The organism is Nonomuraea sp. NPDC050202 (assembly GCF_040656115.1).
In the GTDB taxonomy this organism is placed as follows: Bacteria; Actinomycetota; Actinomycetes; order Streptosporangiales; family Streptosporangiaceae; genus Nonomuraea.
Genome location: NZ_JBFALF010000037.1, coordinates 37678 through 54521, shown reverse-complemented (window position 1 = coordinate 54521; position 16844 = coordinate 37678). Strand labels below are relative to the sequence as shown.

The window sequence follows — 16844 nt, the reverse complement described above, 5'->3', positions numbered from 1 at the left end:
CCAGCTATCCCGCACGAGGGGACTCATCATGCCTGCCGAGCTGGTGCAGGTGTGGGACGCCGAGCTGTCCTACACGCACACCCCGCTCCGAGACACCGGGACACCGGTGGCGCCGCACGTGGACGGGGCCGAACCGCTGTGGTGCGTCTACCAGTACGCCCCCGCGAACGCGGTGGAGATCCACCACGCGCTGCCGCACACGCTGCTGGAGTGGCGGTGCGCCCTGTACGGGCTCGACCCGGACGACGTGCCGACGCTGCTCGACATCGCGATGCACGAGCCGTACATTCCCGACCGCAACGACATGCTGACCCGGACCGATCCCGGCGCGGTGAAGGTCCTGGAAGCCACGCGCGGCCTGCCGACCTGCTGGACCCCCGGCGTCCCCGAGCATGAGCGGCGCGCGGCCTACCTGGAGCGGATCCGGCTCGTCAAGGAGCACCGGGTCAGCATGGAGGCGGCGCCGCGGGCGCTGCGCGCCGAAGCGCTCGCCTACGTCGGCTCGGCCCGGGTCGCGCCGCCGGACCCGCTGGAGCCGATCCTGTCCCTGGTCCGTCTTGACCCCGTCCGGGTGGAGTCGCGGCGCATGGCCGTTGAGTGGCTGCGCGCGGAGCGCGGCGATCAGCTTCCGCAGCCGACGTTCCAGCTCAAGCCCCCGGCCACGTTCGTCGGCACCCAGCCTCGCACCGGAGAGGAGAGCCTGTGAGCGACGACATGCCGAGCGTGTCTCTGGCCCTGGCCAAGCTGCAAGGCTCCGTCGATGTGGGGTTCGAGCGGGTGGATGGCTCTGTCCGGCTCATCCTTCAGCGGCTGGATCAGGTGGACGACCGGCACGCCGACCTGGCCAAGCGCGTGGACGAACAGGATGCCCGGCTGGCCGAGTTGGAACGCACCGCCGTGACCCACGACCAGCTCAGCAACCGAACCAAAATGATCATCGCTGTGGTGACCGTCCTGCTCCTGGTCACGGGCACCGTCATCTCGCTGATCAGCCTCACCCAGAACTGAGCCCTCCACTTTGATCATGTTCCCCGGGCGGGACGGCGTTCTCGTCGTGCCCGCGATCCTTCCCATCCACGTCAGCGGCGACGAGCTCACGATGACCGTCGCCGACTGGCTCGCCCTCAAGGAGATCACCATGCCCGACTCTTCCGAGCCGATCGAGGTCCTCGACGGCCAGGACCCGCTCCCGGTGCCGCCGTTCGCCGACGCGAGTACGACCGTGCTCGACCCCGGCCAGGACGGGCTGCCCCAGGACCCCGGCAGCGCCATCGACGACGACGAGGAGGTGGCCGCGCATGGCGGTTGACCGGCTGCCGATGACCTGCGACATCGTCCGCTACCGGGGCAAGCACGGCTTCCACGCGGTCCGTGCCGCCGTGGTGACGGCCGACGTGGAGACCCTCGACCCCGCCGGCGTGCGCGCGGGCACCGTCCCCGCGCTGGACAGCCCCGCGCACGTGCACCTGCTGGTGTTCACCCCCGGGGCGCGTGGCTCGTTCTGGGAGTTCAACGTGCCGCCCGGCGATGGGCCCGGCACGTGGCACTGGCCGCCGGAGCGCGTGTGATGGCCAAGACGTCCGCGAAGCCCGCCGATCGGCTCCTGGCCGTCGTGCGCTCCCAGCTCGGGGAGACCGAGTCACCCACCGGGTGGACGAAGTACGGCTCCTGGTGGGCGAAACGCCACGACAAACCCGCCGCCTGGGCGACGGCGGCGTGGTGCGACATGTTCCTGGCCTGGTGCGCCGCGCAGGCCGGGCTCATCACCGTCGTCGGGGATCACGCCTACACACCGTCCCACGCCCAGTGGTTCAAGAACCGCGGCCAGTGGGGGCACACGCCGAAGCGTGGCGCGATCGTGTTCTTCGACTGGGGCGGCACCCGCGACATCAAGCGCATCGACCACGTCGGCATCGTCGAGGCCGTCCGCGACGGCGGCCGGACCATCGTGACGATCGAGGGCAACACCGAGAACCGCGTCAAACGCCGCGAGCGCAGCCTCGCCAACGTGGCCGGGTTCGGCTACCCCGCCTACCTGCCCGAGCCGGCCACGCCGAAGCCTCCCGCCGCTCCGGCACTCACCTGGACGGAGACGATGATGAAGGAACTGCCCACGCTGCGGCGCGGCGACGGCAAGGACCCCAACGACCCACGCCGGTGGGACGTCAAGACCGTCTTCTACCTGCTGCACGCCCGCGGCCACGGCCTGGCCGGTGGCATCGACGACACCGTGTTCGGCGCCCCGCTGGAGGACGCCGTCCGCGCCTTCCAGGACGAGGCCGGACTGAAGACAGACGGCATCGTTGGGCCGAAGACCTGGCCCAAGCTCGTCCGCGCCTCCTAACACCCCCGAGGAGTGATCACGCTCAGGTTCATGTCCACTGTGCTCGCCGCCCTCGCCGCCGTGCTGCTCGCGGCCGGGCTCGCCTGCGTCACTCCCTAACCCCTCTCGTTGGCGGGAGCGCCAACAGTCTGGAGATCTACATGTCCAGCTCCACCGCGAAGAAGCCCACTGTCCTGGGCCAGGAACCCGCAGCCATCGCGTACATCCTCAACGCGCTGCTGGCGTTCCTTGTCACCATCCCGCAGCTCGGCCTCACCGAGGAGGCCGCGGGCTACATCTCCACCATCGGATCGGGCGTTCTCGCGCTCATCGTCGCCTGGCAGACCCGGCCGTGGGTGATCTCGACGCTGACCGGCGCCGTCTCCACGATCCTCACCGGCGTCTCCCACTTTTGGCTGGTGCTCACCCCGGCGCAGACCGCCGCGTTCATCCTGCTGCTGTCTGCGGTGCTCGGGCTGGTCCTGCGCGGCCAGGTGTCGCCGAAGTCCGGGCCGGTCGCGCACGTGGTCGTCGTGGAGGAGAAGCTGACGTAAACTCCGGCTGCTCAGACAGAAGAGGCCCCACCCGCTCCGGCGGGTGGGGCCTTCTTCGCGTTACACGCCGCCGATGGGATCACGGCTCATCCGACATCACCACCAGACGATCCCATACGTAGCGCCCAGCCGTCTTCCCGCCATGACCAGCCGTAGGTTGCGATGCCCGCCAAGTGCCGGAGGGTGCCGTCCTCGGCCTGCTCGATGAGCTGGGTGGCCTCGGCCTCGTACTCGTTGTAGTGGCCGTGCCCGCCGTGAGCAGCGCGCAGGGCCATCATGAGGGCGATCCGAGCCTCGTCCGCCACGTGGTAGGCGAGGTTCGACTTCTCCTTGCCCTGAGGTGTGGTGTCGTTGCGGGCGTCCTCGGCCTCGAAGCTGGACAGCTTGGTTTTTCGCGTTGCTGGCGAGCGCCGCTGGTTCATCCCCGCAGGTGCGGGGAGCACAGATACGACCCTAGGACTTGGGAAGGCGAGGGTCGTGCCGTTCTACGATCTGCCAATACTCCTCGGTCGGGATGTCGTCGATGGTCGCGAGATCGTAGCCGTATGTAGTGCCGATCTCCTCGACGATGCCGTTGACGTCGAAGCTGTCCGGGTCATCCCCGAGTGTGCTTCGCACGGCTGCGGTCAGGTCCTGAGTGTTCATGATCCTCCTCTCTGCGTTCACAGCGATAGTGCCTGATCGACGAACTGCACACGGGCCGGGTTGGCCACGATGCGCAGCAGCTCGATCGCCCGGCCACGCTCGTCCGCGATGACCTCGTCGGCGGCCAGCACCCACGAGCCCTTGGCCAGCTTGAGCCGGGAGGTCTCATCGGCGGTCGCGAGCCGGGCCCGGACCGTGCGGCGGGTGACTGCCGCGGGGGCGTGGCCGGCGTGGGCCAGCGTGGCGTAGATGCCGCCGGGCACCTTGCGCTCGGCCGCGATAGGTGTGCCCTCCACGACCTGCCGGGGGTAGATGGCCTCGTCCAGGCGGACCGGCGCGTCGCCGGCGAACGCGGTCCGCGCCCGAGTGACGATCTCGGCGTCGGGCTCGATGTCGAGGAGCGCGGCCACCTCGTGGTCTGCGTGGCCGGGGGTGACGGCGTCGGTGACCATGCGCCCGTCGAGGCCGGCGAGCTTGCAGCACTCGGGCCAGGGGAGGGGGCCGTGGCCGGTGGGGTTGTGCAAGATCAAGTCCACGACGGTGGGGTTGGGGTTTTGGACGATCATGCCTACGGCGGCGTTGCGGCGGATCAGCCCCTCTGCTTTGAGGATCTTGTACGCCTCTCGGAGGACGTTGTCGGAGCCGAGGCCGTAGGTCCTCATCAGGTCGCGGGAGTGGGGGAGGGGCTGGCCGGTGGGGTAGCTGCCGTTGAGGATCTTCTCGCGGAGATCGTCAGCGACCTGCTGGTAGAGGGGGACGGGCTTCTCGGCCATGTGGGCATGTTACGCGCGCAACATGCCGGGCGTCTACCGGGTTCCGCGAACTACGCGGCCGAGATCAGCTCGTTGAACGCCAGGGCCTGCGGCTGATCGGGCCACCGCGACATCAGCGTGGCGTTCAGCCGCGCCAGCTCCGACTGCACCGACTGCGATCCCACCTCCGTGGCGATCACCAGCGCGTCGCTGGCCGTCTCCGCCGCCGTGTCCGGCGCCCCGGCGGCGGCGTGCGCGTGCGCGAGCCGCGCCATGTACGACGCCTTGTCACGGCGCTGCGTCGGCCGCAGCCCAGCGACGCACCGCTCCAGCAGCTCGATGGCCTCACCCGGCCGGCCCGCCTCCAGGTAGGCGGTCGCAGTCTCCGCGTCGGAGAAGCTCTGGCCGTAGAACCGCAGATAGCTGGGCGTCTCCTCACCCTTCGGCCCGTTCAGCAGCTCGGTGGCCTGCTCCATGTCGGCGTCCGGCCGCGCTCCGGCGAGCGCCCGGCCGCGGGCGAGGTAGGCGTGACCGATCCCGCGCAGCACCGGCGGGATCGGCCAGGACGCGTTGACCGCCTGCTCGGCCAGATCCAGCGCAGTCTGGTGGTCGCGTCCGTCGAGCGCCACGCTCGCCCTCCGGAGCTGCATGTAGGTGACCATGGGGTGGTCGCCGCTGTCCATCGCCCACAGTGCCGCGCGCTCGGCCCAGGCCAGGCAGCCGTGCAGATCGCCTGCCTCCTTGGAGAGCCACGACAGGTGCTCGGCGTACGCGCCCATCGTGGCGCGCAGCTTCCGCCGAGTGCCGGAGTCGCTGGCCTGCCGGATCTGCTCGATGCCGTCCAGCCGCTTGCGCAGCGCCTCGATGTGCACCGCGGGCGGGAACAGGTGGTGGGCGTCCTGGTGCCCGGTCAAGAACCGCCAGGCGTACGCGACCGGGTCCTCGTCCTTCGGCCATGCCGGACTCGAGGTTGTGGATGCTGCTGCGGTGGGCGTGGCCGGGATCACCCCGGCGCCGCCGGCTGCCAGGACCCCGAGGAGCGTGCGGCGGGACAAGGACAAGTTGACCACCTTCCCGGCGATGCTGATCGGCACGGTCACCGTGTCGCCCTCAGGGTAATCGCCGCCATGCGACATGGACATCTCCAGGATGCCCGGCATGGTGTTGCTCGGCGGAAAGAGTGTTGCGTTTTCTGTTGCGCCTAGGCGCAACACCTCCAGCAAGCCCCCGGCGTGAAGTACCTGGTCAACGGCTCGGACCGCAGATGCGGAGAGCCGGGTCAGGCCGTTCTCGGCGCGAGAGATGCGGCTGGGATCCACGTTCGCCTTCTTGGCCAGGGCCCGGACGCTGAGCCCTTTCTCCTCCCGGAAATGGCGCATGACCTGCCCGAACAGGACTGCCGTTCCGTCTGGCATCTCGCCTCCAGAGGGTGTTGCGCCTAGGCGCAACACAAGACGCAACACCCAGTTTGCCAACACCCGTGCATCCAGAGCAGCGTGTTGCCCAACCCGAGTTCCGCTCGCAGGGTAACTCCGAACCCCGGAGGTCTGCTATGCGCGATCCAGCGATAGCGCAGTGTGCACGACATCGCTGGCGTTCACCGCGCCGGGCGCGTAAGAGGCAGCCCGTCGTACACCACCATCACGCGCGTCGGATCGATGACCATGCGCAGCCACTCCACCCGGCGGCCCTCCTGGTCGCGCGTGAGCCGATCCAGGGTGAGCACCGGGAAGCCGGTCATCAGCGTGAGCTCGGCCGCCTCCTCAGCGGTGGACGGCCGGGCCGACAGGTGCTCATCCGCGCTCGTGGGGATGATGCCCGCGGCGCGCATCGCGCCGTAGACACCACCGACGACCTTCTCCTGGCCGGCGAGCGGGGTTCCCTCGACGAGCTGGGCGGGGTAGTAGGCGGTGTGCACCTGGCAGGTGCTGTCTTCCAGGGTGGCATGCCGGGAACGGCGGACCACGGTGTCGGTGCCCTCGGTGAGGCCGAGCGCTTCGGCGACGTCGGCGTCGGCGGGTTCGGTGGCGACTTCGACGGTCACCATGGAGCCGGTCACCCCGGCCTGCTGGCACGCGGTCTCCCAGGGGCCGAGCTGGCCGCCGGGTTCGAGGACGGCCCGGTAGCGGGACAGGGGGACGCGGACGGGTTTCCAGTCGAGGACGAAGGTGCCCTGGCCGCGTACTCCGGTGACGAGGCGTTCGCCTCGGAGCTGGTTGAGGGCGGCGGTCATGGTGGCGCGGGCCACGCCGTACTCGTCGCAGAGTTCGGTCTGGGTGGGCAGTGGCGTGCCCGGTGGCCATTCGCCGTTCTTGATGCGCCGTCGCAGGTCGGCGGCGATCTGTCCGTATTGGGTGGGCATGGTGGTGGTGGTCTCTCCCGTGTTGGGGCGCTGCGTAGATCCACAAGTCTAGTCTTGCGATTGTCTCTTGACACGAGGGCGGTCCGCATGGACTCTATAAATGTGGATCGCATTCCTAGACTAAAAGATCTAGGGGTGGCGGCGTACGACAGCACCATCAACGCCACCACCGGGCTGCCGCTCGGGCACCACGCCTGCGGCGTCTGCCAGGTCACCTGGAAAGCTTGCTTCTCGTCCAGGTGCTGGATGTGCGGCAGGGAAGGCCGATCCGCGAACAAGCCCTGAGCACCACTACGGGGCCACCCGGTGTCGTAACCACCGGGCACCGGCCCCAGCAGCACCGCGCCAAAGCAAGACGGTCCCTGGTGTCGTAACCACCAGGGACCGCCGTTATCAGGCTCTCCTCGCGAAAAGAGATCCACCTGATGCAGTCCATGATGGCACCACGCCCGCCCGGCGTGAACCACAGGCCGGCTGAACGGCCCCGCCTGCCGCTGGAAATGCGCCTCCGCTACCAGCGGGGCAAGCTCCAGCACCTGCTCGACAACCCCGACCGGCCCTGCGCTTCGGACCCGTCCCCCTGGGACGACAACCTGGACCAGGACCAGACCCGCGCCCTCTGCAGGGGATGCCCCCTCACGGTCGCGTGCGGGACCGTGGCGGTCATCGACGAGGCGATCGTCCTCGCCGACTCCGAGTGCCACGCGACGAACGCCCTCACCTGGATGGTTTCCGGCACCCGCGGCGGCGTGACCGCCCGCGCCCGACGCCGGACCGTGCGGGCGCTGGCCGACCAGATCATCACCGAGCGCATGGCCCGCGCCGAGCAGGCCCGCGCCGAAACCGCGCGCAAGCGCAAGGCGGCCCAGGCCGCGAAGGCGGGGGCGGCGTCATGATCCTCGCTGCTGACCGAGGCCTGCACATCCAGAGCCACGACGTGCCCGACGCCATCCCCGGCGCACCTGGTGGCGTCTGCCACCTCATGCGCTCAGCGCTCGAAGCGGACACCACGTACCACGAGCGGTTCGTCACGCTCGGCGGCCTCGACGGGCCCACCGTCACCTGGACGGCCACCGCGGCGGACAGCTGCCCGAGCCTGGACGGCAACGGCGTGTGGAACTGCACCGGATGCGGTGCCCACCGGTGCCCGGGCACGTACGCGGACGCTGAGCAGCACGTCACCGAGTGCCTGCGGGGGTGGGGCGGATGAAGCGCCGTCTCGTCGTCCTCGCGGCTCGGACGGTGTACGCGCTGGCGTGGCCGGTGCTCGCCTACATCGCGTTCATCGAGTCGCACCCGCTGGGCCGCAAGTCCTACCGGGTCGTCGGCGTCAGCCCGGAGACGGGCATGACCGCCATCCGCTACCGGAACGAACCGGGCCGGACCTACTGGGTCAGGTCCTCGACGTTGGCCTCCCTGGAGCAGGGGAGGGCCGCCCGATGATCGCGAAGCTCACCTTGGCCACCGTGGCCATCGTGGCTCTGCCCGCGACGGCCAGCTCGTGCAAGGCCGTCGCGAACGCCGGAGGCGGGGCGGTCCCGTTCTCACCCCTCTGCGGCGACCCGGCGCCGAAGGGCAAGCTCGGCCTCACCGACGCGCAGGCCCGCAACGCGACCACCGTGATCCGGGTCGCCATCAAGCGGGACTTGTCCCGGCGCGCTGCCGTGATCGGCATTGCAACCACGCTGCAGGAGTCGTACCTGGACAACAGCGTCGTCGGCGACAACGGCACCGCGTTCGGGATCTTCCAGCAGCGGCCCGTGTCCGGTTGGGGCACCGTTGCGACCGCCACCGACCCGGAGGTCGCGGCGGGCAAGTTCTACTCCCGGCTGGTCAAGGTCAAGCGGTGGGACACCCGGCCGCTGACCGAGGCGGCTCAGGCCGTCCAGAGGTCCGCGTTCCCGAACGCCTACGCCAAGCACGAGGCCAAGGCCGAGTGGATCGTCGCCAAGCTCGCCCCCCGCGCCTGTAAGGAGGCCGGCCAATGAGCCTGTTCAACCTGGGTCACCGCAAGTGCGACCCCTACCAGGACGTGCGGAACTCACTCGGCACGCACATGGCGCCCTCGGGTGAGCCGTGCTCCCAGTACCGCAACCCGGACACCGGCGAGATCGAGCACGTGATCGACCGCGTCGTGGACGGGATCGAGATCGAGGCCCGCGCCATCGGCGAGTGCCCCGAGCTCACCACACCTACTCCCGACGTCTCGTCCTTGGAGGCGACGTACTGATGAAGTTGTTCAGCTTCCGCTCGCCCGCCCAGCGCGAGCAGGACCGGCTCCAGGCCGAGCGGGTCCGCCTGGCCAAGGAGAAGCTCCGAGACGACGCGCGGCGTGAGCGGGAGCTGGCCGACCTCCACCACCAGTCGGAGGTGAAGGCCCTCTCCGACGTCCAGGCGCAGAAGAAGAAGCGCCGCGACTGGACCTTCGCCCGCGAGGTGTGGGCGAAGCGTCTGGACGTGGTGCAGCGGTTCAACCGGACCGTGGCGCTCGTGGGCGCGAACGTCGGCGTGAACCTTGTCGCCATCACTGGCCAGTTCCTGGGCCTGTGGCTTGGCCAGGACTGGCCGTGGGTGGTGGCGCTGCTCACCGCCGTGATCACAGAGACGATCGCGATCAACGTGGGCTTCTACGCCCACGACAAGCTGCTCAAGGGGTACTCGCCGATCGCCACGCGGACGTTCTCGTACTTGATCGGGTTCAGCGTCGGCGTGATCAGCTACGTGCACAACCACGACGACGAGGCCACCAAGGACGCCGCGATCCTGTTCGCGATCTCCTCCTGCCTGAACCCGATCCTCTGGCACATGTACGGCGTGTGGAAGCACGCCGACAACCAGCACGTACGTGGCACGCACAAGCCGCCCGCGCCCTCGTTCCCGTGGCAGCGGTGGGTGTTCCCGTCGCTGCGGCCGGAGACGAGAGCCGCCTACAAGCTGGGCATCGCCGAAGGCATCTCCGACCCGGACGAGTGCATCCGACAGGTTCGCCAGCGCCGCGCTCTCGCGCAGACGCGACGGTCCATCCGGGAGACGCAGGACCTTGTCATCCGGGTCCAGCGCGACACCATCCGGCTCCTGCTCATCAACAGCGCGCAGCTCGCCGACGAGCTGTACGGGTTGCCGGGCAACGCCGGAGCCGCGATCAACGAGGCCCAGGAGTGGATCAACCGCGTCGGCAAGGGGCTGATCCCGCGCTACCTCCCCAAGATCGACCCCGAGCTGACGCCGGGGTACGGCAGCGGCCGGCCCGTCCCTTCCTCGGCTGGGCCGGCCGCTGCCGAGACGGAGACGAGCACCCGAGACGAGACGCCGTTCTGGAAGCGGCTGCTCCGACCGAAGGGCGAGCTCGTCTCCACCGAGACGAGCGGGCAGGCGGACGGCGCGGACCGTCTGCCCGCTCTTGGAGCCGGGGACGGAACGGGGGCCGTCCCCGGCCGCGAGACGAAGCCGGACAGTCTCTCGTCTCCAGCGCCCCCGCGGGACGACACGACGACGCGAGACGAGACAGAGACGAAACCGGGCCCGAGCCGGAAGCCGAGACGAGACGGAGACGGCCCCCGCCCGAAGCCGAAGACGAAGCCGAAGACGGACACCAACCGGACCCGGTGGCCTCAGCCCGCTGATGTCGATGACCTGATGCCGCTCGCGCGCACGGTGGCCGCCGAGTTCGCGACGACGGGAACGAACCTGACTCGCGACGGACTCGTTCAGGCATTCCGGCAACGCGGCCAGGGCATCGGAACCGCCAAGGCGAAGCTCGTCCTGGACCGGCTCGCAGCCGGAGACAAGGGCGCACCCGTCCCCGAGACGAGAACGGAGACGGCCGCAGCCCGAGCCGGAGACGAGACGGAGACGAACGCACCGTCCCGATCCGGCCGAGACGGAGACGAACGACAGCCAGGAGACACGCTCGTCTCCGGCAGACGAACGAGACGAAGCGGAGCCGCCGCATGACCGCCACCGACATTCACGCTCGCTGCATGCCGCTGCCCGTCGAGGACATGGCCACCGGCGACATCCTCGCCGGCGAGCTCGTCTACGGCCCCGGCCTCGACCCCGAGCGGATGACCGTCCTCCTGCCGGGGCGGGCGCCGCTCCTCGTCGCGCACGCGGACCTGGCCGGCTGCCGGACCCGCACGGTGCGGGCCGACCTGGACGGCGGGCTCCGGCTGACCATGTTTCCGCAGGCCGGGGGTGAGGCGGTGGTGTGGGAGCTGTCCAGCCCGGCCGCCGGCGAGGAGCGGGAGACCGTGCTGCTCGTGCGGGTGGGCGTGTCCTGGCTGCTGCCATATCTGTCGGCCGCCGCCGACGTCGCGCCCGAGGGGGTCGATCTGCCTGTCGCGGACTGGGACGCGGAGGCCGCCGAGTGGTTCGGGGCAACCCGTGAACGTGACTCTTCGTGACGGGGCTGGGGAGCGTCGCAGCTCCGGGAGGCCTTCCATCAGCGGATTCCGAGGACCCCCTACACGCAGTAGCGCGCCCGCGCGCTCACGCGCCAGCGCGCACGCGCGCGAGGGCATCGTACCCGTAACTACAGACGGTCACAACCCGGAAGGTGGGAATGGCGCGACCGACCCGCGCAGAGATCCGGGCCGAAGTCCGCGACCAGGTCTACGCCGAGCGCAAGGCCGAGGCCACGACCGGCCGCGAACGGCTGAGCGCGGCCCTGGATTTTCTGCGCGCCGAGCTGACCGACCTCGCGACGGTCAATCCAGCCCGCGAAGACGAAGCATGCCGCCAGCTCGCCGAAGACATCGAAGCCATCGCCTACGACACCCGGAAGGAGGCAGACAGTGAGCGGAAGAATCAGATCACCATTCGCCAGCGCGCCCACCTCCGGCGACGCTGACCCTGAGGCCCCTGGCGAGGCTGCCACCGCTCCGGCCGAGGAGCGCCCCGCCGCGACGCCGCACGCCGAGCAGCCCGAGCCCACCACCGAGCCCGCGCCGTCGCCGGCCCGGCCGCGGCGCACGTGGCTGGACCTGCTGGAGACGCGCATGTCCGCGCTCGGGGCCCAGCGGCTGCCGTCCACGGCGGTCGTGAGCGCCTACCACGCGGACGGTAGCTATGTGCCGTTCGAGTCGGACCTGCTCAGGGCGATCTGCCGCCTCCACGGCAAGTGGGTGGCCGTCCCCTGGTGCTTCACGTTCACAGCGGTCGCGTGGTTGGGCGCGGGTGACTACCGGCGCCGCCTGCGACGGTTCGCCAAGGAGGGGCTGCCCGGCCTGTGGCGGTCGCAGCTCCCTCCGCTGGACGCCATGCACGGCGTTGGCCGGGTGTGGGTGGGTGTCTGGTCGGCGGTGGCGTGGTCAAACCTCAAGATCACTCGCATGCCGCTGACGCTGGGCTACGTGCTCCCGGCGACCGGCCCCTTCTGGTGGCCGCCCGTGTGGTCGCTGTTGCAGCCCTTTTTCACAGGCTTTCTGTCGATCTTCTCCAGGTGAAAGGACGTCTCATGTACTGGTGGGACTTCGCATCCGCGTTCCTGCTCGGCATCGGGCTCGTCATGGGCCGCTTCCGCCGCAAGGACAAGAACAAGCCGCTCAACGGCGGCCCCGCAGGTGGAGCGGCGCAAGGCGCTCCTGGCGGTGCCCCCGGTGGTGGAGGCCGGGGTGCCGCGCGCGGCAAGCTCGGCATGTGGGCCGCGTTCGTGCTGCTCGCGTCCAGCCTGCTCGGCATGCTGACGATCGTCGGCGGCTGGGCGGCCAGCATGGGGTCGTGGCTGTCGGTCAGCTTCGTCCTCGCGGCGATCGTGCTCACGGTCACGTCCGGCATGCTCGTGGCCGGGGTGATCCTTGACCTCAAGGACGGTGTGCCCGACCGGCGGACCCTGCTGGCGTGCATCTTCGGACCGCAGATCGTCATGATCGCGCTGGGCGCGTTCCTCGGCGCTGGCGTGCACGACACGATGGTCACCCAGGTCAAGCACACCCAGAGCGAGGTCTTCAACGTCGCTCAGGGCGGCCGATGAACACCGTCCTCGCCACCATCGTCACCATCGTCCTCTTCGTGCCGGTCGCGATCTACTTCTTCAGCGTGGTGGGCCGCGACCGCGAACGGCCCGAACCCGAGCCGCAGGAAACACCGCAGGTCGAAGAGGACGGCACCGCAGTCATCGTCACCGTCAATCGTCCCGAATCCAACCAGACCACGAACGTTGCGCTCACCTGGATCAAGCAGGTAATCACAGGGGGCCGGGACAAGCCGGCGATCGAACCGCCCGCGCCCAAACCCGCACCTCAGAACGACGGGCCGGAGTGGACGCCGCCAACCGACCTGGACGACCTCCCCGACCTGAGCGACTTCGACGTCCAGGTGCAGGTTAACCGGCCCGCCCTGGACGCCACCTCGCCGCCGGAGAACCCTCCGGCGGCCGAGGCCGTAGCGATCGAGCGCGGGCTGCTCGACCGCGTGAGGGACTGGCTTGGCGGTGGCGGCACGTCCACGCCGCCGCCGCTCGGGCCTGCACCCGGCACGGTCCAGCCGCCGGCCTTGGGTCAGGCAGACCCCGACTGGCTCGACACGATCCCCGACCCTCGTCAGTTCCCCGAACCGCAGCACCAGCCTCTTCCCGACCTGGATCTGCCCGCTCTAGACGTGATCGACAACTCTGGTGGGTTCGACGTTCATGTCGAACACATCCCCGCTCAGCCCGCTGAACCGCCGCCCGAAGCTACTGCCAGCACCGCCGCCGTCGAGGTCATCGAACCTGTCGAGGTCATAGCACCCATCGAACTGCAAGGAGTGGACATGGAACTCGTGCCAGTCGGCCGCCGCACCATGGCCCGCGTTCCCACCGTCACCGGACTCGTGAATGCGCTCAGGACGGGCGGATACCGAATCCTGCACACCTGGCTGGCCAGCTTCCGCAAGGCAGACCTCCACGACCTCGGCAACGCCCAGCGCATACACCGCATGGCCCTCATGCAAGCCCAGCGTTCCCGGGTGAAGCTCGCCATCGCCATCAACCAGCTCCAGGCCGTGCAGAGCGACCGTCTCGGCCCCAACGTGATCCGCGCCTGCACGAACACGGTCTTGCACTGCCATCGCGAGGCCACGGCCGCATTCCAGGTCGTCACCCACACCGAGGCGCTCGTGCGCGCCTCGGGCGGGGTTCCCGTCTCGCTCAGGGACGCGATCCGTGCTCTGGAACACGACCACGGCGACATGGCTCGCGCACGTCGCAGGATGACCGTCGAGCCTGCCGACATGACGTTCTACGAGCACTAATCGCCATCCCCTCACCGCCGAACGAACCCGAAGGAGAACCACCCGTGGCCGCCACGCCCACCGCACCGCCGCAGGCCGGACAGGTGCCGCCGACCAGCCCCCCTGCGCCGCCGCAGCAGGAGAGCCAGTCCGGGCTGGCCAACGCCACCTCCTGGAACTGGAACGAGCTCAAGAGTCGCGGCCACCGGTTCCGCCACACCTGGCCCGCACACGCCACCGTCCCCGCCATCTGGACCGGAGGCGCCGTCCTGCACGCCCTCGACGTGCCCGGCCTGTACGTCGCCGCCGCCGCGGCGGGCGCGTACGGGGTGACCGCGCTCGTGCGGACGCTGTGGCCGAAGCTGCGGACCAAGCTCGCGTCCCGCCTGTGGTGGGTGGGCGCCGGCGTGTGGCTCACCCTCGCCGCTGAGCTGGGCACAACCGGCTGGATGCAGACCCTCATGTTCGCCGGTGCCGGAGCTGCTGTCCTTCCGCGCATCTACCGCTACAGGACCCGTATCAGTCTGCCGACCAGGCCGCGCCGGACGGCGTTGGTCGCCGCCGAGCACCAGGCCGAGCAGCGGGAACAGCCCGACCCGATCGTGGAGCGGTGGAACACCACGACTGCGAACGAGAGCAGCCGCAAGCAGGGCGCGCTACCTGGTTCCCGACTCACGGACCGGACCCCGTTCTCCTACGGCGGGGCCAAGGGCATCCGCTACCGACTGACGCTCAAGGGGCAGATCACCAGTGAGGCCATCGCCGCCCGCCCCCAGGTGTGCGGCGACTTCGGCCGCACCATCGACGGCGTCCAGATCGAGGAGCCCGACGACCAGGTGCTGAACGCCGCCACGGTCACCTTCCTGGACCGACTCGCTGTCGAGGACGTGCAGTGGTGGACCGGCCCCGGCCTCGACATGGAAACCGGCATCTGGAAGATCGGCCCGTTCGCCGACGCCAACGGCGACGCCGCACTGCGCATGTGGGAGGAGGGGTCCGGCCCGCTCCCGGTCACGATCATCGGCGCGTTGCGCACTGGCAAGTCCACGCTGATGCGAGCCGCAGCCGCCGAATTCAAGGGCAAGCCGATCAAGCTGATCTACTGCGACCCGAAGAACGGCCAGTCCGCGCCCGAGCTACTACCGCACCTGTCTGAGCCCGCGCTCGGCGAAGCGCAGATCAAGCAGCGGGTCACGAAGGTCCACACCGAGATGCAGCGCCGCAACCGGATGCTGGCGACGATGGAGTGGACCGACGCCAAGGGCCGCAAGCGACGCGGCGTCCAGTCCTACGATCGTCCAGGCGCGTACGGCCTCGACATGCTGATCCTCGCCCTCGACGAGTACCACAAGATCCGCGATCCCGACGTGATGGAGATGGTGTACGACATCCTCGCCGAGGGCTCTGCCTGCGGCATCACCGTGTGGGTCCTCGACCAGAACGGCGACGTGGACACGTTCGGCGGTGGCGACATGCTCGGACTGCTGCTGTCCGGCAACTTGATCGTGCTGCGGGTCGGACGGCAGATGACCGCCACCCAGACGATCAACCAGTTCATGGACGTGCACCCGCATCTGATCCCCATGCAGTGGCCGGGCGGCGGCCACACGAAGGGATGCGGTTACGTGAAGGGCGCCACGATGCGACCGGTGCTGATGCGCATCCGGGACGTGGAGGACGTGTACGCGGTTCTCGGGGGCGAACCGCCCGCGCCGATCAAGTGGCTGCCCGCCGCTCCAGGCGAAACCGACACGCCCTCGTCGGACAGCAGTGTTACTCCTGGTCCGGGCGACGACCTGGACGAGGCGAGCCAACTGCCTGAGGGCACGCCCACGCTCGGCGACGACTCGGCTGGCCTGCTCGACGACCCCACCGACATCGGCCAGTTGATCGACTTCGTGAAGCTCTCCCCGGCCGAGCTGGCGGTCACTGAGTCCGCGATCCTGCCCCTGCTCGACGGGGCCGAGCAGGGGCTGACCCTCACCGACCTGGAGTTGGCCACGCAGATGCAGCCGATGGCCGTGCTGCTCGCCGTCCGCTCCCTGGAGGGCAAGGCGGAGATCACTCCGGTTGACGAGCATGGCACCCGGTACCTGCGCGTGAGGAAGGCGTCATGACCGGCGTGCGGTCACGCGCCGAGACGCGCCAGCCGATCGTTGAGGGCCGGGGGATCGAGCCGCCCGCCGCCGTGGTGGTGGCCGTCGCCGGGGCGGCCGGCCAGCCACTGCAGGGCGTCCGCCACGCTCTGCCGCCCCACCCACGCTGCGGCCAGTTCGTCCGCCTCGTGCACCCTCTCGCGCAGGGCGTGCGCGGATTCGATCCGGGAACGCCACCCCAGCACGCTGCAGATCAGGCCGATGCCGCCCACGAACAGGAACGGTGCCAGGCCGGTCAGCAGCCCGAACACCGCGACGATCGTGCTGAAGCCCAGCAGGAGCGGCGCCCAAAGCCCGGCCGGCTCTGGCGTGCCGAGGTGGGCGCGGGCCACGTGCACGGCGACGATGCCCTTCACCACGTCACGCGGTGCCTCGACGGCCAGGCGCTCGCCCACCGTGAGCACCGGCCGCGGCCGGTCAGCGGCAGGTGGGGCGATCGTCGCCTCGATGCCGTCGCCTGCGATGAGCACCTCAGGATCACGAAACCACGCCGCTTCGGGCGGAAGCGGGATCTCCGCGACCCGGTCAGCGATGAGCTGGGCGTACGACTGCGCGTGGGAACCCTGCATGTCCGCAGGGTAAGCGCCGCCGGGCTTCCCGTACAGCACAGGAGGGCGTGCTGTCTTCATGTTGGCGAAATCGCCAACGTCTTTCAGGCTTCCCCCGGCCGTCCGGCCGCGAGGGATACCGGTCCCGTCCGGGGCCACGACGAAGGGGAACGAATGGTGATCAACACCGGGATCTACTGCGCGGACGGCGAACCGTCTCGCTGTCGGGCGTCGCCATCGGTGACGGCGCCACCGTCATCATCACCCACGACCAGGACGAGACCACGGTCATCGT

Annotated in this window: 24 protein-coding genes and 1 pseudogene; 18 read left to right on the top strand and 7 right to left on the bottom strand. The window is 69.7% G+C overall.

The window, feature by feature from the left end:
• The first annotated feature begins 28 nt into the window (after positions 1–28).
• The 6 genes from AB0I79_RS51125 to AB0I79_RS51100 all read left to right on the top strand — a co-directional run bounded on the left by AB0I79_RS51125 (position 29) and on the right by AB0I79_RS51100 (position 2877).
• Complete coding sequence (locus AB0I79_RS51125) at positions 29–706, top strand: hypothetical protein (protein WP_357890380.1); 678 nt, start codon at positions 29–31, stop codon at positions 704–706.
• Positions 703–1008, top strand: a complete 306-nt coding sequence (locus tag AB0I79_RS51120) for a hypothetical protein (protein WP_357890377.1) — start codon at positions 703–705, stop codon at positions 1006–1008. Before AB0I79_RS51125 ends, AB0I79_RS51120 begins: the two co-directional genes overlap by 4 nt.
• 16 nt (positions 1009–1024) lie before the next feature.
• Positions 1025–1309 carry a hypothetical protein gene (locus AB0I79_RS51115; protein WP_357890374.1) on the top strand — a complete coding sequence of 95 codons (285 nt, stop codon included), beginning with the start codon at positions 1025–1027 and terminating at the stop codon, positions 1307–1309.
• Positions 1299–1568 (top strand): hypothetical protein, encoded by a 270-nt coding sequence (locus AB0I79_RS51110; RefSeq protein ID WP_357890371.1) that lies wholly within the window; start codon positions 1299–1301, stop codon positions 1566–1568. The genes AB0I79_RS51115 and AB0I79_RS51110 overlap by 11 nt, the downstream gene beginning before the upstream one ends.
• Complete coding sequence (locus tag AB0I79_RS51105; protein ID WP_357890368.1) at positions 1568–2344, top strand: CHAP domain-containing protein; 777 nt, start codon at positions 1568–1570, stop codon at positions 2342–2344. The genes AB0I79_RS51110 and AB0I79_RS51105 overlap by 1 nt, the downstream gene beginning before the upstream one ends.
• A 140-nt stretch (positions 2345–2484) precedes the next feature.
• Positions 2485–2877 carry a hypothetical protein gene (locus AB0I79_RS51100; protein WP_357890365.1) on the top strand — a complete coding sequence of 131 codons (393 nt, stop codon included), beginning with the start codon at positions 2485–2487 and terminating at the stop codon, positions 2875–2877.
• A gap of 86 nt (positions 2878–2963) precedes the next feature.
• On the opposite strand, the gene AB0I79_RS51095 is transcribed toward AB0I79_RS51100, so the two are convergent.
• From AB0I79_RS51095 to AB0I79_RS51070, 6 genes and pseudogenes are all read right to left on the bottom strand, one after another.
• Positions 2964–3320 (bottom strand): hypothetical protein, encoded by a 357-nt coding sequence (locus AB0I79_RS51095; protein ID WP_357890362.1) that lies wholly within the window; start codon positions 3318–3320, stop codon positions 2964–2966.
• A 10-nt stretch (positions 3321–3330) separates the two neighbouring features.
• Positions 3331–3522 carry a hypothetical protein gene (locus AB0I79_RS51090; protein WP_357890359.1) on the bottom strand — a complete coding sequence of 64 codons (192 nt, stop codon included), beginning with the start codon at positions 3520–3522 and terminating at the stop codon, positions 3331–3333.
• Positions 3523–3539: 17 nt separating this feature from the next.
• The gene (locus tag AB0I79_RS51085) at positions 3540–4295 is read right to left on the bottom strand and encodes a GntR family transcriptional regulator (RefSeq protein WP_357890356.1); all 756 of its coding nucleotides are present in this window, start codon (positions 4293–4295) and stop codon (positions 3540–3542) included.
• A gap of 50 nt (positions 4296–4345) precedes the next feature.
• On the bottom strand, positions 4346–5410 hold the full coding sequence (locus AB0I79_RS51080) for a hypothetical protein (protein WP_357890662.1): 1065 nt from the start codon (positions 5408–5410) through the stop codon (positions 4346–4348).
• Between the two features lie 99 nt (positions 5411–5509).
• A pseudogene (locus AB0I79_RS51075) lies at positions 5510–5653 on the bottom strand (helix-turn-helix transcriptional regulator); the annotation flags it as partial.
• A 218-nt stretch (positions 5654–5871) separates the two neighbouring features.
• Positions 5872–6636 carry a GntR family transcriptional regulator gene (locus AB0I79_RS51070; RefSeq protein ID WP_357890353.1) on the bottom strand — a complete coding sequence of 255 codons (765 nt, stop codon included), beginning with the start codon at positions 6634–6636 and terminating at the stop codon, positions 5872–5874.
• 434 nt (positions 6637–7070) lie between these two features.
• Here AB0I79_RS51070 and AB0I79_RS51065 point away from each other — a divergent pair, with 434 nt between their 5' ends.
• The 12 genes from AB0I79_RS51065 to AB0I79_RS51010 all read left to right on the top strand — a co-directional run bounded on the left by AB0I79_RS51065 (position 7071) and on the right by AB0I79_RS51010 (position 15962).
• A complete protein-coding gene (locus AB0I79_RS51065) occupies positions 7071–7532 on the top strand; it encodes a hypothetical protein (protein ID WP_357890350.1) in 462 nt (153 codons plus the stop codon).
• On the top strand, positions 7529–7846 hold the full coding sequence (locus AB0I79_RS51060) for a hypothetical protein (RefSeq protein ID WP_357890348.1): 318 nt from the start codon (positions 7529–7531) through the stop codon (positions 7844–7846). The genes AB0I79_RS51065 and AB0I79_RS51060 overlap by 4 nt, the downstream gene beginning before the upstream one ends.
• Entirely contained in the window at positions 7843–8079 is a 237-nt protein-coding gene (locus tag AB0I79_RS51055; protein ID WP_357890346.1) for a hypothetical protein, read from the top strand. The genes AB0I79_RS51060 and AB0I79_RS51055 overlap by 4 nt, the downstream gene beginning before the upstream one ends.
• Complete coding sequence (locus AB0I79_RS51050; RefSeq protein WP_357890343.1) at positions 8076–8624, top strand: hypothetical protein; 549 nt, start codon at positions 8076–8078, stop codon at positions 8622–8624. Before AB0I79_RS51055 ends, AB0I79_RS51050 begins: the two co-directional genes overlap by 4 nt.
• The gene (locus tag AB0I79_RS51045) at positions 8621–8866 is read left to right on the top strand and encodes a hypothetical protein (protein WP_357890340.1); all 246 of its coding nucleotides are present in this window, start codon (positions 8621–8623) and stop codon (positions 8864–8866) included. The genes AB0I79_RS51050 and AB0I79_RS51045 overlap by 4 nt, the downstream gene beginning before the upstream one ends.
• A complete protein-coding gene (locus AB0I79_RS51040; protein ID WP_357890337.1) occupies positions 8866–10590 on the top strand; it encodes a hypothetical protein in 1725 nt (574 codons plus the stop codon). The genes AB0I79_RS51045 and AB0I79_RS51040 overlap by 1 nt, the downstream gene beginning before the upstream one ends.
• Positions 10587–11039: a hypothetical protein gene (locus tag AB0I79_RS51035; RefSeq protein ID WP_357890334.1), complete on the top strand. Its 453-nt coding sequence runs from the start codon at positions 10587–10589 to the stop codon at positions 11037–11039. The genes AB0I79_RS51040 and AB0I79_RS51035 overlap by 4 nt, the downstream gene beginning before the upstream one ends.
• 158 nt (positions 11040–11197) lie before the next feature.
• Complete coding sequence (locus AB0I79_RS51030) at positions 11198–11485, top strand: hypothetical protein (protein ID WP_357890331.1); 288 nt, start codon at positions 11198–11200, stop codon at positions 11483–11485.
• Positions 11430–12080 carry a hypothetical protein gene (locus tag AB0I79_RS51025; RefSeq protein ID WP_357890329.1) on the top strand — a complete coding sequence of 217 codons (651 nt, stop codon included), beginning with the start codon at positions 11430–11432 and terminating at the stop codon, positions 12078–12080. The genes AB0I79_RS51030 and AB0I79_RS51025 overlap by 56 nt, the downstream gene beginning before the upstream one ends.
• An 11-nt stretch (positions 12081–12091) precedes the next feature.
• Positions 12092–12607 (top strand): hypothetical protein, encoded by a 516-nt coding sequence (locus AB0I79_RS51020; protein WP_357890326.1) that lies wholly within the window; start codon positions 12092–12094, stop codon positions 12605–12607.
• Positions 12604–13866, top strand: a complete 1263-nt coding sequence (locus tag AB0I79_RS51015; RefSeq protein ID WP_357890323.1) for a hypothetical protein — start codon at positions 12604–12606, stop codon at positions 13864–13866. Before AB0I79_RS51020 ends, AB0I79_RS51015 begins: the two co-directional genes overlap by 4 nt.
• Before the next feature lie 44 nt (positions 13867–13910).
• Positions 13911–15962 (top strand): hypothetical protein, encoded by a 2052-nt coding sequence (locus tag AB0I79_RS51010; RefSeq protein ID WP_357890320.1) that lies wholly within the window; start codon positions 13911–13913, stop codon positions 15960–15962.
• Positions 15963–15973: 11 nt separating this feature from the next.
• On the opposite strand, the gene AB0I79_RS51005 is transcribed toward AB0I79_RS51010, so the two are convergent.
• Positions 15974–16570, bottom strand: a complete 597-nt coding sequence (locus tag AB0I79_RS51005; protein WP_357890317.1) for a hypothetical protein — start codon at positions 16568–16570, stop codon at positions 15974–15976.
• Positions 16571–16844: the final 274 nt, after the last annotated feature.